Annotated in this window: 18 protein-coding genes; 1 reads left to right on the top strand and 17 read right to left on the bottom strand. The window is 60.8% G+C overall.

The genetic code is table 11. The features are described 5' to 3' along the window. Nucleotides 1–5: 5 nt before the first annotated feature. The 6 genes from ACIK7D_RS13700 to ACIK7D_RS13725 form a co-directional block, all read right to left on the bottom strand. Complete coding sequence (locus ACIK7D_RS13700; protein WP_127758263.1) at nt 6–854, bottom strand: ABC transporter permease; 849 nt, start codon at nt 852–854, stop codon at nt 6–8. A 6-nt stretch (nt 855–860) separates the two neighbouring features. Continuing rightward, nucleotides 861–1784 carry an ABC transporter permease gene (locus ACIK7D_RS13705; protein WP_006316568.1) on the bottom strand — a complete coding sequence of 308 codons (924 nt, stop codon included), beginning with the start codon at nt 1782–1784 and terminating at the stop codon, nt 861–863. A gap of 77 nt (nt 1785–1861) precedes the next feature. Then, nucleotides 1862–3397 (bottom strand): ABC transporter substrate-binding protein, encoded by a 1536-nt coding sequence (locus tag ACIK7D_RS13710; RefSeq protein WP_080819064.1) that lies wholly within the window; start codon nt 3395–3397, stop codon nt 1862–1864. 41 nt (nt 3398–3438) lie between these two features. Then, the gene (locus tag ACIK7D_RS13715; RefSeq protein ID WP_127758262.1) at nt 3439–5259 is read right to left on the bottom strand and encodes an ABC transporter ATP-binding protein; all 1821 of its coding nucleotides are present in this window, start codon (nt 5257–5259) and stop codon (nt 3439–3441) included. Nucleotides 5260–5397: 138 nt separating this feature from the next. Beyond that, nucleotides 5398–5535, bottom strand: coding sequence for a hypothetical protein (locus tag ACIK7D_RS13720; protein ID WP_164865556.1), 138 nt, complete (start codon nt 5533–5535; stop codon nt 5398–5400). A 366-nt stretch (nt 5536–5901) separates the two neighbouring features. After that, nucleotides 5902–7803, bottom strand: coding sequence for a bifunctional sugar phosphate isomerase/epimerase/4-hydroxyphenylpyruvate dioxygenase family protein (locus ACIK7D_RS13725; RefSeq protein WP_127758274.1), 1902 nt, complete (start codon nt 7801–7803; stop codon nt 5902–5904). A gap of 119 nt (nt 7804–7922) precedes the next feature. On the opposite strand from ACIK7D_RS13725, the gene ACIK7D_RS13730 reads away from it, so the two are divergent. Then, complete coding sequence (locus ACIK7D_RS13730; RefSeq protein ID WP_127758261.1) at nt 7923–8618, top strand: TetR/AcrR family transcriptional regulator; 696 nt, start codon at nt 7923–7925, stop codon at nt 8616–8618. Here ACIK7D_RS13730 and aroQ read toward each other — a convergent pair. The 11 genes from aroQ to pcaC all read right to left on the bottom strand — a co-directional run bounded on the left by aroQ (nt 8590) and on the right by pcaC (nt 16367). Beyond that, nucleotides 8590–9033, bottom strand: coding sequence for a type II 3-dehydroquinate dehydratase (gene aroQ / locus ACIK7D_RS13735; RefSeq protein ID WP_080819061.1), 444 nt, complete (start codon nt 9031–9033; stop codon nt 8590–8592). The genes ACIK7D_RS13730 and aroQ overlap by 29 nt on opposite strands. Further along, complete coding sequence (locus ACIK7D_RS13740) at nt 9030–9899, bottom strand: shikimate dehydrogenase (protein WP_127758260.1); 870 nt, start codon at nt 9897–9899, stop codon at nt 9030–9032. Before ACIK7D_RS13740 ends, aroQ begins: the two co-directional genes overlap by 4 nt. Before the next feature lie 72 nt (nt 9900–9971). Next, the gene (locus tag ACIK7D_RS13745; protein ID WP_127758259.1) at nt 9972–10733 is read right to left on the bottom strand and encodes an amino acid ABC transporter ATP-binding protein; all 762 of its coding nucleotides are present in this window, start codon (nt 10731–10733) and stop codon (nt 9972–9974) included. 13 nt (nt 10734–10746) lie between these two features. Further along, nucleotides 10747–11586, bottom strand: a complete 840-nt coding sequence (locus ACIK7D_RS13750; protein ID WP_135397449.1) for a transporter substrate-binding domain-containing protein — start codon at nt 11584–11586, stop codon at nt 10747–10749. A gap of 39 nt (nt 11587–11625) precedes the next feature. Then, on the bottom strand, nt 11626–12276 hold the full coding sequence (locus ACIK7D_RS13755; RefSeq protein ID WP_137453977.1) for an amino acid ABC transporter permease: 651 nt from the start codon (nt 12274–12276) through the stop codon (nt 11626–11628). Between the two features lie 10 nt (nt 12277–12286). Further along, entirely contained in the window at nt 12287–12955 is a 669-nt protein-coding gene (locus tag ACIK7D_RS13760) for an amino acid ABC transporter permease (RefSeq protein WP_003519808.1), read from the bottom strand. A gap of 219 nt (nt 12956–13174) precedes the next feature. After that, nucleotides 13175–13363, bottom strand: coding sequence for a hypothetical protein (locus tag ACIK7D_RS13765; protein ID WP_170985952.1), 189 nt, complete (start codon nt 13361–13363; stop codon nt 13175–13177). Between the two features lie 64 nt (nt 13364–13427). Further along, complete coding sequence (locus tag ACIK7D_RS13770) at nt 13428–14489, bottom strand: 3-carboxy-cis,cis-muconate cycloisomerase (protein WP_137453979.1); 1062 nt, start codon at nt 14487–14489, stop codon at nt 13428–13430. 68 nt (nt 14490–14557) lie between these two features. Beyond that, nucleotides 14558–15178 carry a protocatechuate 3,4-dioxygenase subunit alpha gene (gene pcaG / locus ACIK7D_RS13775; RefSeq protein WP_065655341.1) on the bottom strand — a complete coding sequence of 207 codons (621 nt, stop codon included), beginning with the start codon at nt 15176–15178 and terminating at the stop codon, nt 14558–14560. A gap of 2 nt (nt 15179–15180) precedes the next feature. Next, nucleotides 15181–15921, bottom strand: a complete 741-nt coding sequence (gene pcaH / locus ACIK7D_RS13780) for a protocatechuate 3,4-dioxygenase subunit beta (protein ID WP_137453980.1) — start codon at nt 15919–15921, stop codon at nt 15181–15183. Continuing rightward, nucleotides 15918–16367, bottom strand: a complete 450-nt coding sequence (pcaC, locus tag ACIK7D_RS13785) for a 4-carboxymuconolactone decarboxylase (RefSeq protein ID WP_135397455.1) — start codon at nt 16365–16367, stop codon at nt 15918–15920. The genes pcaH and pcaC overlap by 4 nt, the downstream gene beginning before the upstream one ends. Between the last annotated feature and the right edge of the window lies 1 nt (nt 16368).

Consider the following 16368-nt stretch of genomic DNA (forward strand, 5'->3'; position numbering starts at 1 on the left):
CGCTGTTACCTCGAGGTTCTGCCGGTGGGGTCGAGGCTGTCGCGCAGCCAGTCGCCGAGAAGGTTAAGGCCAAGCACGGTCAGAAGGATGGCAAGGCCGGGGAAAACGCTGACCCACCATGCGGTCTGCAGATAGGTGCGGCCATCCGCCAGCATGCCGCCCCAGCTCGGGATGGTCGGATCGACACCGAGGCCGAGGAAGGTGAGGCTGCTTTCCAAGAGGATGTTGTTGGCGACATTCAGCGTCATCAGCACGATGACCGGGCCGATGAGGTTCGGCAGCAGGTGCTGGAGAATGATGCGCCAGTCCTTCACGCCGATGGCGCGGGCGGAAAGGATGAATTCCCGTTCCCGAAGCGTCAGCACCGAGCCGCGCACGAGGCGGGCATATTGCACCCATTGCGATATGATCAAGAGGATGATGGTGTTGGTGAGGCTGCCGCCGACAATGGCGATGAAGGTGATGGCCAAGAGAATGAAGGGCATGGCGAGCTGAATATCGGCAAAGCGCATGACCAGCATATCCCAAAAGCCGCGATAATAACCGGCGACCAGACCGACCGCGACGCCGAAGATGACCGCGCCGATAACGGATGTGAAACCGACCAGCAGCGAAATCTTGCCGCCGGCGACGACACGGGCGAGCACGTCACGGCCGAGCGGATCGGTGCCGAGCGGATGGGCGGCATTGGCGAAGGGTTTGGCAAGGCGGGCCATCAGGTCGATCTTGTCCGCACCGCCCGGAAACAGCACGTCGGAAAAGACGACGGCAAGGCAGATGACTGTCGTGAGGAACGCGCCGAGGACGAATTCGAGATTGGTGAAGCGCGCGAGACGCGAGGTTTTGGCAGCCATCGTCACTTACTCCGTGCGGATGCGCGGATCGACAAGCCCGTAGGCGATATCGACCAGAAGGTTGATGCCGACGATCATCAGCGACAGCACGGTGATGACGGCCTGAAGCACGGGATAATCACGCGCGCCGACCGCATCGAAAGCCAGCGTGCCGAGGCCCGGCCAGTTGAAGACACGTTCGATGACGACGATGCCACCGAGCAACCCGCCAAATTGCAGGCCAAAATAGGTGATGAGCGGAATGGCGCAGTTGCGCAGCGCGTGTTTGTAGAGAACCTTGCTTTCGCTGAGGCCCTTGGCGCGCGCCACCATGACATATTGTGAACGCAGCGTATCGAGCATGGCGGTGCGCACAAGGCGCACATTGGTGGCTGTCAGGATCACACCCATCGTCACTGATGGCATGATGTAGCTGGCAAAACCGCCCATGCCGCTGGGCGGCAGCCAGCCGAGCGTGATGGAGAACAGCAGCACCAGCATCGTCGCCAGCCAGAAATTCGGGAAGGACAGGCCGATGAGCGAGAAGATGCGGATCACCTGATCGGCCGTCTTGCCACGCGAGGTCGCCGCCTTGATGCCGAGCGGGATGGAAAGCGCGATCGACACCGCCATGGAGATGAAGGCGAGCAAAAGCGTGGCGGGCAGGGCATCGGCGATGAGGCGCGAGACCGGCGTGCTGCCGGTGAAGCTGCGGCCGAAATCGAGTGTCACGAGGCCCTTCAGGAAGCTGAAATATTGCACGAAGAACGGCCGGTCGGTGCCGAGTGCTGCGCGAATGCGCGCCAGATCGTCTTCCGTCATGCTGCCGCCGCCCTGAAACATGGTGACAGCCGGATCGCCGGTGAGGCGAATGGCGAAGGAAACGAGAAGGGTGATGGCGATGACGACAAAAATCGCCTGCAGCAATCGCTTGATGAGGAAACCGGCCACGTTTTTTACCTTGAAGAGAGACCCGACCTTGCCCGCATTGCGGCGGGCAAGGTGTGTTGATCAGAAGACCAGCCTGATTATTCGACGGTAACGTCGGTCAGCTTCAGGCGGTTATCCGGCGGTGCGACGAAACCCTTGACCCGCTTGTTGATGCCGTAAATCGCATTGGTGTTGTAAAGCGGGATTTCCAGCGCGCGTTCGGCGGTATAGCTGCCGATTTCCTTGAGGATCTTTTCGCGCTCGGCACGGTCGGTCAGCGGACGCTGGGATTCAAGCAGCTTGTCCAGCTTTTCGTCCTTGTCGTAAGGGTTCCACTTCTCACCCGAGTGGTACATGGAATAGGCCGTGTTGTCGTAATCGAAGGTCCAGCCGCCCCATTTCTGCTGGAACATCGCGCCGGTCTTGCCCTGCGGGATGATGTCGTTCAGCAGAACGTTGGTTTCATAGGGCTTGATGGTGGCGGTGATGCCGACCATGGAGAGGTAGCTGGAAATAACCTGCGCCACCTCGTTCATCGTCGCGTCATTGCCGCGGATATCGATCTGCAGCGCCGCGCCTGCCTTGACGCCGGCTTCCGCGAGCAGCTTTTTCGCACCCTCAGGATCGTAAGGCAGCGGCTTCAGTTCCGGGTCGTAACCGAAGGACAGCGCGCTCTGGAAGCTTGCGATTTCCGATGCCTGACCGGCGAGGATCGACTTGACGATGGTGCCGCGATCGACGGCCATGATGATCGCCTTGCGCACCTTCGGATCGGCGGTAATGCCGTCACGGGTGTTGAAACGCAGCGCGTCGACCGTCGGGCCGGGAACGCTGACGATCTCAAGCTTGGAATCGCCTTCGATAACCGGGATCATGCCGATCGGGATGGTGGGGGGAATGACGAGATCGACGCGGCCGGCCTGCAATTCGGCAACGGCGGTCGCCGGCTCGGCGATGAAGCGATATTCAAGCTCGGAAAGTTTTGGCGCACCGCCCCAGTAATCGGGGTTGGCTTCCAGCTTGATATTGGTCTTCGGCGCGTAGGAAACGAATTTGAATGCGCCGGTGCCGACTGGGTTGAGGTTGAAATTGTCCTCGCCCTTTTCCTTGATGTAGGCAGGCGGAACGATCATGCCGCCATAACCGGCAAGCTTGGTCAGCAGCACGGGATCCGGCGCCTTCAGCTTCATGTCGACGGTGTAATCGTCGATAGCATCGACGCTTTCGATGGCGACATAGTTGGAGCGCTGCGGTCCCTTGGCACCCTGTTCGCCGAGAAGGCGCTCGAAGGTGAACTTGACGGCGGCGGCGTTGAAGGGTTCGCCATTGTGGAACTTGACGTTCTGGCGCAGCTTGAAGCGGATGCGCTTGCCCTCATCCAGCTCTTCCCAGGATTCGGCAAGGCCGGGCACAACCTTCAGGTCCGGACCGCGATAGGTGAGGCCATCGAAGATGTTGGTGGCGACGGCCGCCCACTGTACGAGGAAGGTGTCGATCGGATCCCAGCTGCCCGGGTCCTGCGGGCTGGAAATGGTCATCTTGCCGGCGGCAAGGGCCGGTGCGGCGGTGAAGGCCGTGGCGGCCATGGCAAGTGCGACGAACGTTGTCGTCATCCCCTTCTTTATCATTGTCATCTACCTGTTCCTCTTCAGATGGTTGTGGTTCTGGTTGTTATTCAGGCGCTCTTCGCGATGAAGTGGCCCGGATTGATTTCCTCATGGGCGAGAATGGCCGGCTCATCGCCGACACGGCGCACGGGATTGGGGATTTCGCCCTCGATCATGGCGGTGTGGCGCTCAATTGTCGGATCGGCAACCGGCACAGCGGAAAGCAGGCGGCGGGTATAATCATGCGTCGGCGTTTCGAACACCTGCCGGCGGCTGCCCATTTCCATGATCTGGCCAAGATAAAGCACGGCGACGCGGTGGCTCATCTTTTCCACGACAGCCATGTCATGGCTGATGAAGAGATAAGCGAGGCCACGCTCCGCCTGCAGATCCATGAACAGATTGATGATCTGCGCCTGAATGGAGACATCGAGCGCCGAGAGCGCCTCATCGGCGATGATAAGCTTCGGATCGGAAGCGAGCGCACGGGCAATGCAGACGCGCTGGCGCTGGCCGCCGGAAAACTCGTGCGGATAACGCGCGGCATGTTCGGAGCTGAGGCCCACACGCTCCAGCAATTCATCCACCCGCAGGCGTACCGCCTTCTGATCGTTGATCAAACCGTGGGTGTTGATCGGCTCGGCAATCGAAAAACCGACCGTCTTGCGCGGATCGAGCGAGGCGAAGGGGTCCTGGAAGATATATTGCACTTCCTGGCGCATACGGAAGCGTTCCGCCGCCGACATCTGCGAATAGCTGCGGCCATTGAAGGCAATTTCGCCTGATATGGCCGTCTGCAGCTGCTGGATGGTGCGGCCGATGGTGGATTTGCCGGACCCGGATTCGCCCACGAGCGCCAGCGTTTCGCCGGCGTGAATATCGAAGCTCACCTTCTGCACGGCGCTGCAACGGTGCGTCGCCTTGCCGAACAGGTTCTTGCGGATATCGAAGCGCACGAACAGGTCCTTGACCGACAGAAGCGGCTTGGCGTCGTATTTCGCCGTGTTTTGCACGCGCTCCTCGCCGACCACGACCGGCTGGCCGTCCTGCAACACGGTGAGCGGCAGGCGCTTGGGAAACTCTTCGCCTTCCATGCTGCCGAGGCGCGGAACGGCGGAAAGCAGGGCGCGGGTATAAGGGTGCTGTGGGTTGGCGAAGATATCCTTGACCGGACCTTCCTCCACCTTCTTGCCCTTCCACATGACGACCACGTCATCGGCCATTTCCGCCACCACGCCCATATCGTGGGTGATGAAGACCATGCCCATGCCGAGCTTCTTCTGCAGATCGCGCATGATGTTGAGGATCTGCGCCTGAATGGTCACATCCAGCGCCGTCGTCGGCTCGTCGGCGATCAAAAGCTTCGGCCGGCAGGCGAGCGCCATGGCGATCATCACGCGCTGGCGCATGCCGCCGGAAAGCTGGTGCGGATACCGTTTCAGAAGCTCGGCCGCATCGGGCAGGCGCACCATTTCGAGCAGCTTTTGTGCTTCCGCCAGCGCCGCCTGCTTGCCCATCTTTTCATGCAGCACAAGCACTTCGCAGATCTGGTCGCCGATGGTGAAGACGGGGTTGAGCGAGGTCATCGGCTCCTGGAAGATCATGGCGATTTCCTTGCCGCGGATCGCGCGCATCTCTTTCTGCGAAGCCTTCAGCAAGTCCTTGCCTTCAAACAGGATTTTGCCGGTGGGGTAGGTCGCGCCCATCATGTCGGCAAGGCGCATGGTGGAAAGCGAGGTGACCGATTTTCCCGATCCGGATTCGCCGACGACCGCGACCGTGCGGCCGGGCTCGACGCTGAAGGAGATATCGTCCACGACGCGGCTGTTGCCGAACTCGACGCTCAGGCCTTCGACCGAGAGGAGGGCGTTTGCGGGTGCGGCAGTCATGTCAGCGTCTCCGGCGTGGCCTGCGCGGCAAAGCTGGCGCGGCCATGTGAAAATGAGGAAGGGGAAAATGTCTCGGGCAGGCGCGTGCTGGGCGACGCCATGGGCAAGGACGGGAATGTCGCGAAGAACTGCATGTCTTCAGGCCGCTTTGTCGGCAAAATGCGCGTTGGCCGTCGCCCGCCGACACGGCACATTCGATGTCACCGAAGCGCCGCAGGCAACCTCATCGGTACCGGCCGGATGATTTGCGTCAGCCGCAGATTCGACGATGCGCATGTAACTCTAATTCCCCACCCTTGTTTTGCCGAAAAAGCTAACAAAACCGAACAATCATGTCCAGAGTGTTGAACAATTTTTGTGTACTGCTCTACAAATGCGCAATGTGCATTTTAATTTGGCGCGGGTTCGTCCGGGATGGGACTAAACAGCGAGCAGAAGTTCGTTGCACTCGCCTCCTTCATCTCTGTGCTTGTCACAGAGATCCAGTCAGCCCAAGTCCGTGGGCTGAAAAGATTCTTCCCGCCGCGCAGACGCGCATCGGCTCGATCCCTGTGGCAAGCACAGGGATGACGAAGGGGAAGGTTGGCGGCAGGCTGAAAGGAGCACCCTCCTAGCTCAAGGCCACCGGTTTCATGCAGGCTGTTATTCCTTCGGCATGCCGACCGGCGGCGCAAGCCGTCGTTGCGCGGCGATACGGAAGGGCGCGTTCATCGCGCCATAACCGCCATAGGCTCCGCGCCTTTCGATGATTTCGAAGAAGAAACCCTCGCCGAAGGTGCGGCTGTAGATCTGGAAATATTCACCATTGTCGTCGCGGTCATAGAGAATGCTCGCGGCCCTGAGCGCATCGGAAAACTCCGGCTCCAGCCCGAAACGGGCTTCCAGATCGTCGTAATAATTGCGTGAGATCGGCAGGGCGTGGAAACCGCGCGCCTGCAAAGCTTTTGCAGTGGCGAAGATATCGTCGGTGGCAAACGCGATATGCTGGATGCTGGTGCCGAAACCCTCGGCCAGAAATTTGCCGGCGAAAGTCTTGCGATTGTCCGCACCGTTCATGGTCAGGCGGAAATGCGGCGAGGGCACGCTTTCAATCGCCTGGCTGCGCACCAGCCCGCCCGGATCGACCACATCGACCATCGGCGTGCGCCGCGTCGCAAACAGCGAGGTGTAGAATAAAAGCCAGGTCAGCATTTCATCGTAATGCGTTGTTTGCGCAAGATGATCGATCCGCCTGAGGCCGGCATCGCCTTCCGGCGTTTGGCCTTCCGTCGGCACGAATTCATTGTCCCAGATGGAAGAAAGCTCCGGTGAACCGTCGAGGAAATAGATGACGCCGTTGCCTACGCCCTGAATGGCGGGAACGGCGACTTCGCCTGACTTGCGCGGTTCGGCGAAGGTGGGCGCGCCGAGCGCTTCCGCTCGGGCAAGGGCCGCCCCAGCATTATCCACCTTCAGCCCGAAGGCATAGGCATTGGTGCCGTGGATGGAATAGGACGCTCCCGCGAAACTGTCGCCGCCATCGCTTGTATTGATGACGATGCGAATATCGCCCTGCGTATAAAGATCGACATCGCGGTTGCGGTGCCGGGCGGTGTTTTCAAAGCCGAGCGTGGTGAGAAGGGCTTCCAGATTGGGTTTTTCTTCCGGTGCGGTGGTGAATTCGACGAATTCCACGCCTTCCGTCTCCACCCGTTCCGGCATGGCGGGCACATCGATGCGGATGTCGGGTTCGAGACGGCGCACCTGGTCCATGAGGTTGATGAGCGAGCGGTGGCCGTCTTCGGCCAGCAGCCGGGCGGAGCCGCCGCGGAACTGGTCGTTGAAGATTTCGAGCGACAGCGGGCCGCTATAGCCGGTTGCGGCCACGGCGCGCATGAAATCCACCACCGGCAGATCGCCTTCACCCGGCATGTTGCGGAAATGGCGGCTCCAATAGAGCAGGTCCATGTCGATCAGCGGCGCATCGGCCAGCTGCACGATGAAAATCTTGTCGCCGGGAATGGAGCGGATCGAATTGGGATCGATCTTGCGCGACAGCGTGTGGAAACTATCGAGGATGATGCCGACATTGGCGTGATCGGCGCGGCGCACCACCTCCCAGGCATCGCGGTGATCGCTGATATGGCGGCCCCAGGCCAGCGCCTCGTAACCGACACGTACGCCGTGTTTCGCCGCAAGCTCGCCGAGTTGATGGAAATCGGCGGCGGCGCGGTCGATGCCGCCGAGCGAGACCGGCGAGACATTCGAGCAGATCAGCATCAGGTCGGTGCCGAGTTCGCCCATGATGTCGAATTTGCGCTGTGCTCTCTCGAAGGCGCGGGCGCGGTGCGGTTCAGGCATGCCCTCGAAATCGCGGAACGGCTGGAAAAGGGTGATATCCAGCCCGTGATCGGCGGCCAGCGCCTTCACCTCGCGCGGTGAGGCGTCGTAGGTCAGGAAATCGTTTTCGAAAATCTCAACGCCGGAAAAGCCCGCCTTGGCGATGGCCGCCAGTTTTTCCGGGAACTCGCCGCTGATCGACACGGTTGCAATGGATGTGCGCATTGGCATGCCGTGTCTTGTTGTGTCATAGCTCGCCATATTGCCTTCCTTTTCAGCCTTATGTACTGATTGGTTAATAAAGGGGACGCCGCCGGATGGCAGCCCCGTCCAGGGAATGAAGCATGAGCAAAAGCACGACCTTGAGCGACGCCCGCGATACCCGGCAGGCGAAGCGCGACCCGGAAGGGGTGCGCCGGGACATTCTTTCGGTCGCGATGGAGGAGTTTTCGCAAAACGGCCTGTCGGGCGCGCGCATAGACGAGATCGCGGCCCGCACGCGAACCTCCAAGCGCATGATCTATTATTATTTCAGCGACAAGGAGAGCCTTTATCAGCGCGTGCTGGAGGAGGCTTATGCCAAGGTGCGCGGCGGCGAAAGCGATCTGGAGCTGGACGATCTGGAGCCGGCGGCGGCGCTCGACAAGCTCTGTCGGTTCACCTTCGATCACCACAGGCGCAATCCGGCCTTCATCCGCATGGTGATGATCGAGAACATCCATCATGGCCGGCACATGCAGTCTTCCGAAACGATCCGCCAGTTGAACCGCCCGGCGATCGACGCGCTGGAGAGCGTGCTGCTGCGCGGCCAGAAAGGTGGCATCTTTCGGGAGGGTATCGATGCGCTGGAACTGCACTGGCAGATCAGCGCGCTGTCCTTTTTCAACGTCTCGAATGTCGCCACCTTCTCGTTCATCTTCGGCGACAGCCTTTATACGGATAAGGGCCAGGAGACATTGTCGCGGCATGTCAGCGACATGGTGCTGCGTTATGTGCTGACGCCCGCCCATATCACGACGGGCGCGAAAGACGGCCGATGAGGTGGCGCAGCGCCACCTCATAACCTTCGATGCCGAGGCCGGCGATCACGCCTTCGGCGCGGGTCGAGACATAGGAATGGTGCCGGAAAACCTCGCGTTTGTGAATGTTGGAAATATGCACCTCGATCACCGGCCCCTCGAAGGCATTGAGCGCATCGAGGATCGCGACCGAGGTGTGGGTAAAGGCGCCGGGATTGATGACAATGCCCGCAGACTTGCCGCGGGCTTCGTGAATCCAGTCGATCAGCTCATATTCCCGGTTGCTCTGGGCAAAAAACAGATCGTGGCCCGCGGTTTCGGCGATCCCACGGCAATTGGCCTCGATATCGGCCAGCGTTTCATAACCATAGATTTCCGGCTGGCGCTGGCCGAGCAGGTTGAGGTTGGGACCGTTCAGAACAGTGAAAAGGCTCATGCGACCCCCTCCGCCATGCAAAGCTCGGTGAAATGCGCCGTCATGCGCCCGGCATCCGGCTCGCGGCCGCTAAAGAGGCGGAATGCGCCGACGGCCTGAAACACCGTCATGCCGCCGCCGGGCAGGGTGCGACAGCCCTTTTTCGCCGCCGTCGCCAATAGCTCGGTGACAAGCGGCATATAGACGATATCGGCCACCCAGTGCCGCTGTTCGATGAGATCGGCCGGAACCGGCATGCCGGGATGGGCCGGCATGCCCATTGGCGTGGCATGGATCAGGCCATCGGCAAAGGGCAGGGAGGTGGCGGGGTCTTTGACGGCAAGCGCGCAGCCCTCGCCGAAGCGGGCATTGAGTTCCCGGGCCAGTTGCTCCGCCCTTGGGAAATCCCGGTCGAAAATGTCGAGACGGGCGATACCGAGCTTTAATGCGGCATGGGCCACCGCAACGCCAGCGCCACCCGCGCCGACCAGAAGCGCCCGGTCACGCCGTGCATCCGGCAGACCGCGCACGAAGCTTTCGTAAAAGCCGTACCAATCGGTATTATGACCGATGCGGCGTCCGTCCCGGAAGACGACGGTATTGACCGCGCCCAGCATGCGGGCATCGTCCGACAGTTCATGCAGATGCGGAATAACGGCCTGCTTGAAGGGATGGGTGATGTTGGTGCCGGCAAAACCACGCGCTTCCAGCTCGTCCAGCAGGTCGGGAAGGGCGCTCGGCGGCAGCTTGCGGGCGGTGACATCCACCAGCTCGTAGGAATAATCGAGCCCGTGGGCCGCCCCTTCGCGCATGTGCAGCGCCGGCGATTTGGAAAGCTGTATATCGGCGCCAATCAGGCCGACCTTGAAGGATGTTTTCTCTGTCATGATCACGTGTCGCTCATCGGACGGTGTGGGAGAGGCGGGATTATCCCCGCCCGCCTTAAGAGCGCGCGAACCTCAGTGGTGGGCGAGAATTTCGCCGAGGAACGTGCGCGTGCGCTGGTGCTTGGGATCGCGGAAGAATTCTTCCGGCGGGCCTTCCTCGATGATCTCCCCTTCCGACATGAAGATCACCCGGTCGGCCACCTGCCGTGCAAAGCCCATTTCATGGGTCACGCAGATCATCGTCATGCCGTCACGGGCAAGGCCGATCATGGTGTCGAGCACTTCCTTCACCATTTCCGGGTCGAGCGCCGAGGTCGGCTCATCGAACAGCATGGCCTTCGGCTCCATGCACAGCGCCCGGGCGATGGCCGCGCGCTGCTGCTGGCCGCCGGAAAGCTGGGCCGGGTACTTGTCTGCCTGGTTGAGAATGCGCACGCGCTCCAGATATTTGCGCGCCGTCGCCTCCGCATCGGCTTTCGACACGCCCTTCACCCGCATGGGCGCCAGCGTGCAGTTTTCCATGATGGTCTTGTGCGGGAAGAGATTGAAGCTCTGGAACACCATGCCCACTTCGCGGCGAACCGCATCGATGGCGCGGCTGGAATCCGACAGCGTCGTTCCCTCGACCGTGATCTTGCCTTCCTGGATTTCCTCCAGATGGTTGATGCAGCGGATGAGCGTGGATTTGCCCGAACCGGACGGCCCGCAAAGAACGATCTTCTCGCCCTTGCGAACCGTCATGTTGACATTTTTAAGCGCATGAAAGGCTCCATACCACTTTCCAACCCCTTCGAGGGCGATAAGCGGAACCTGTGCGGCGGCGGATAGCGGCATGGAAACCTCCTGCTTACTTCACGGTGAAGGGGATGTCGGGCAGGCTGTCCGGGAAGGCCGGAACTTCGCGCTTCATCCACTTGTCGTAGATCTTGGCCAACTGGCCATCCGACTTGATCTTGTCGAGGAAGGCGTTGACGGTTTCGTTCCAGTCCTTTTCACCCGGGCGGGTGCCGGCGCCGTTGTAAAGCGTCGTCAGGTCGAATTTCGGTTCGTATTTGCCTTCGGCGGCCTTGTTCAGGCGGTCGCCGTAGAACTGGTTGCCGCCGACGACCTCGACTTGGCCGGAAATCAGCGCCTGAATATTGGCGGCGTCGTCATCGAAGCGCAGGATATTGGCCTTGGAGCCGGCGCCCGCCGTGATCGAGGTGTCCATGGCGCTCGACTTCGGCACGCCGACAGCGATGCCGGTCAGATCGTCATAGCCGGCGATCTTCTTGTCCTTGGGGCCGTAGACGGAAAGCACGTTGCCGGCATAGGGCTTGGAATATTGAATGGTCTTGGCGCGTTCGGCCGTCATGCCCATGGTTGCGAACAGCAGGTCGACCTTGCCGGTCAGCAAAGCGGGGATGCGGTTGGCCACGGCGAGCGGTACGAATTCAACCTTGACGCCGAGATAATCGGCAAAGGCCTTGCCGATATCGGCGTCGAGACCATCCTGCACACCGCTGGAATTAACGAAGCCCCACGGCGAGTTATCACCCTGAATGCCGATGACGACCTTGCCCTTGGCCTTGGCCTCTTCCACCGTGCCGGCGAAAGCATCGACCGGCGCGACGAAGGGCAGGGCAACCGTTGCCGCGGCAAGCGCGAGCAGGGCGCGACGAGAGAATTTCATGCTGGTGGTTTTCATCTTTTGCTCCTCCTTACAAAGCTGATGAGATGATTTTGACTAGCGGGACGCGGCCTGTAGCCGCTTTTCGACACCGGCGCCCCACAGGGAAAGCGGCCAGCAGATCAGGAAATAGATGACGCCGACGAGGGCGAAGACGGTGAGCGGGCGGAACGTCTGGTTGGAGACGATCTGGCCGGCGCGCGACAGCTCGACGAAGCCGACAATGGCCGCAAGCGAGGTGCCCTTGATGAGCTGCACGAGGAAACCGATGGTGGCCGGCAGCGAAATCTTGAAGGCCTGCGGCAGAACCACGTCCTTCATGCGCGAGATGTAATGCAGGCCGAGCGCATTGGCGGCTTCCGTCTGGCCTTTCGGCACCGCCTGGATGCCGCCGCGCCAGATTTCGCCGAGGAAGGCGCTGGCATGCAGCGTAAAAGCGATGGCGACCGCAATCCAGGCATCGACATTGAGGCCCGCAAGCGCCACGCCGTAATAGACCACGAAAAGCTGCATCAGGAGCGGCGTACCCTGGAAGACGGCGATGTAACCGGTGCTGGCGCGCTGGATCGCCGGGCTTTCGGCAACGCGGGCAAGCGCCACGCAAAGGCCGAAGACGCCGCCGCCGATAAAGCCGATGATGGTCAGCGCAAGCGTCCATTTCAGGCCTTGCAGCAGGAAGAAGAGTTCGTTGGGACCGATGGATGCCATTGTCTTTTCCTCACTTGACCGGATAGCTGAAGGATGCGCGGGAGATGAGCGAGAAAATGCCCATCATCAGCGAGGAAATGACCAGATAAAGCAGCGTGATCGAGAAATAGACCTCGAAGGACCGGAAGGTATCCGCCTCGATCTTCTGCGCCACAGAGGTCAGCTCGTAAGCGGCGATCGAGGTGCAGACCGAGGTAGTCAGCGTCAGCATGATGAACTGGCTGGTGAGCGAGGGATAGACCGCCCGCAGCGCCGGCTTCAGGATGATGTGCCGGAAAATCTGCGCGCGGTGAAGGCCGAGCGCAAGCCCCGCCTCCACCTGCCCCTTGGGAATGGAATCGACCCCGCCGCGAATGATTTCAATCGCATAGGCCCCACCGTTCAGAGCCAGCGCAATGATGGCCGTTACCGTCGGGTTGAGCTTGATGCCGATCTGCGGCAGGGCGAAGAAGATGAAGAATATCTGCACCAGAAACGGCGTGTTGCGGATTGTTTCCACAAAGCCGATGACGAGGCCGCGCAGCAGCTTGAAGCGTGAGCGGCGGGCGACGACGCCCAGAACGCCGATGACGGTGGCGAGCGACATGCCGGCAATCGCCAGGCCGATCGTCGCCAGACAGGCTAAAAGCAGCTCGGGCAGGCGGTCCATGACCGCCGAAAAATCGAGACTGTAAGACATTCTTCCTCCCAACCCGTTCGGGTCCGGACAGGCGTTTCGCCTTGTCCGCATCGCTTTGGAAACCCTGCGGCGCCAAAGCCCTCCATTTGTCGTTCACTGCCGCTGCAGGCTTCAAAACCCCTGTCGGCGGCAGGCTGTTAATCTTAATGTTTGTACCAGTTAGTTCATTTTTGTGTCAAGCGGCATGTCCGGTTAAAAAGCAGCTTTCATGCTGTTTTTTCATTCTCTGGATTTTTGAATAAAACCTTTTTTATCAATGACTAATGCGGAAAAGCGCAAGCGCTTTCCGCGCGTCGTCATGTTGCCTCCGGCCCGCCGTTCGGCAGCGCCCGGAAACCTTGTCTGAACACGAAATCGACCGGCCTTGCGGCTGGAGTTTTTCCGCTTTTCTTCGAATCGCGAAAACACTCCACCTCTTTGTTTTGACGCATTTCCGGACGGAAAACCGGGTTCCGCTTTTCCTGGAAATGCTCTAGTTTTCGCCTGCGCCCAGCCTGTCTATCTGCTTGGCCAATCGCTCGGCGATCAGCAGCGAGGCGCCCGTTGCCGTCACCATTTGCGGCAGCGACAGCCATTCAAGCATCCAGCCCGCGCCGGACCTTTCCTGTTCGTGCACGAGCGACTGGTGCAGGGCGGATATCTGCACGGCATTGAAGCGTGCGAGCGTCACCAGCGTTTCGGCATTGACCGGGTTCTGTTTGTGCGGCATGGCCGAGGAACCGCCGCCGCCGGAGAGGCGGATTTCCGCACCGAGCTCGGCCATCAGCGCGATATCCTGCCCGAACTTGCCAAGCGCGCCGGTGATCAGCGAGAGCAGATTGGCGAATTCGGCGATGCCGTCGCGCTGGCTCTGCCATTGCGGCCTGTCGGCAAGGCCGAGCCGTTTTGCGAGATCGGCACGCACCGCTGCGGCATTGTCGCCGAGCTTTTCCAGCGTGCCGGCCGCGCCGCCAAATTGCAGGGCGAAGCCGCTCTGCGTGAAACTTTCGAGCCGCAGCAGGTGGCGTTCCAGCGGCGCAGTCCAGCTCGCCGCCCGGTCGGCGACGGTGATGCCGATGGCGGCCTGCATGCGGGTGTAGCCCGTCAGCGGGTTGTGGCCGTCGCGGGAGGCAAGGTCTCCCAGCGTATCGATCAGGCGGCCGAGCCGGGCGGAGATGATTTCCGCCGCAGCTTTCAGCCGCAGCATCAGGCTGGTATCGATGACATCCTGGCTGGTGGCGCCGAAATGCACCCCGTCCGCCGCCTGACCGGCGACCGATGCGCGCATCTGCCGGATGAGTTCGGGAACCACGACGCCGTCCTTCGCGACGCCATGGCGAAGCGCGGTCATATCGGCGGCAAAGTCCGAAAGCCGCGAAACGATCGTTTCCGCTGCATCCTCGGGGATGATGCCGGCCTGTGCTTCCGCCTGCGCCAACCCCGTCTCGAAACGGACCATGGCGTCGATATCCGCTCTTGCCGAAAACAGCTCGACGATCTCGCTGTCGCCGAAGAGGCCTGACAAAAACGGATGCTCGAAGGGGGAAAGGCTCATCTTCCGTCTCGCTTTCTTTTGCGCATATCGTCGTCGCAAAACCGCTGCACACTTTTGCGCGATATGCGTCAGATATCGAAAAACACGGTTTCGCCTTCGCCCTGAAGGCGGATATCGAAACGATAGACGTTGCCTTCCTCTTTTTTGGCGACAAGCGTGGCGATGCGGCTTTTCTGCTCGATGCGGGCAAGAACCGGGTCGGCGGCATTGGCCTCCTGTTCTTCCGGGAAATACATGCGGGTCTGCAGACCGATATTGATGCCGCGGGCGACGATCCAGAAGGTGATATGCGGCGCCATCGGCCGGCCGTCGCGGAACGGCACCTTGCCAGGCTTGATGGTTTCGAAGACGAACTCACCCGTATCCATGTCGCCGGGCGAGCGGCCCCAGCCGATGAAATTTGGATCGGCCTTGCCCCGCGTTTCGCTGGGGCTGTTGTAATAACCATCGGTATCGGCCTGCCAGATTTCGATCAGCGCGTCCTTCAGCGCCATGCCCGCACCGTCATAGACCGTGCCGCGCACACTGATGCGTTCGCCGCGCGCCTTGTCGTTATAAAGCGGACCGGAACCGAGATCCTTTTCGAACACGCCCTCGATGCCGACGAAATTCGGCGTGCAGCCGATATGCACATAGGGGCCTGCCGTCTGCGAGGCGGTTTCCTTGAGATAGTTGAGCGGCTGAACCATGGTCAGTTGCCCTCCATGCGGTTTTCGAAAAGGGTCGAGCGGCGGCCACGCAGGACGATATCGAACTTATAGGCCAGCATGTCCATCGGCAGCGTCGCATTCATGTCCAGCGGCGCGATCAGTCTTGTGATCGCATCCTCGTCCGGAATGGTCTTGACGATGGGACATTTCCAGATCAGCGGGTCGCCTTCGAAATACATCTGGGTGATGAGCCGCTGGGCAAAGCCGTGGCCGAAGACCGAGAAATGAATATGGGCCGGCCGCCAGTCATTGACCCCGTTCGGCCAGGGATAAGCACCCGGCTGGATGGTCTTGAACCAGTAATAACCGTTCTCATCGGTGATCGTGCGGCCAACGCCGCCGAAGTTCGGATCGATGGCGGCGAGGTAGCTTTCCTTCTTGTGGCGGTAGCGGCCGCCGGCATTGGCCTGCCAGAATTCCACCAGCGCGCCATCCACGCCCCGGCCGCGCTCGTCCAGCACCCGGCCGTGCACCAGAATGCGCGGACCGACCGGCATTTCGCCGGGGCGGGCATAGTTGAGGATGAGGTCGTTATCCAGCGGGTTCAGCATGCCATGGCCGAAGACCGGGCCGGTGATCTCGCTTTTGGTGCCCTCAAGCGAAATCAGCGCGCGCTGCGGCGAACGCAGGATCGAGGTCTTGTAGCCGGGCGCATAGGCGAGCGGATGAATATCGCGGTTGCGTGCGAAGAACGGTCCGGTTTCCGGCGGCTGGTTGCTCATTTCGTCTCCTCCTCATCGCCAGAATTATCAGTGCCAGAATTATCAGGGGAACTATCGACTTTCATGCTGGCCAGGGCAAGCTTGGCGATCTTGAAAGCGTGATTGGCGGCGGGCACGCCAGCATAGATTGCCACATGCAGCAGCGCCTCGCGAATATCCGCCTCGGTGGCGCCGGTATTGGCGGTGGCGCGCACATGCATGGCAAGTTCCTCGTCCTGCCCGAGTGCGGCGAGCAGGGCGATGGTGACCATCGAGCGCTCGCGCTTCGTCCAGTGATTGCCGGACCACACCGTGCCCCAGGCCGCTTCGGTGATGAGCTGCTGGAAGGGCTGGTCGAAGCCGGACGTCATGGTCTGCGCCCGGTCGACATGGGCGTCGCCGAGCACGGAGCGGCGGGTCTTCATGCCCTGTTCGAAACGTTCATTCTTGTCGATATGGTCCGCCATC

The organism is Agrobacterium sp. P15N1-A (genome assembly GCF_044626815.1).
Taxonomy (GTDB): domain Bacteria; phylum Pseudomonadota; class Alphaproteobacteria; order Rhizobiales; family Rhizobiaceae; genus Agrobacterium; species Agrobacterium leguminum.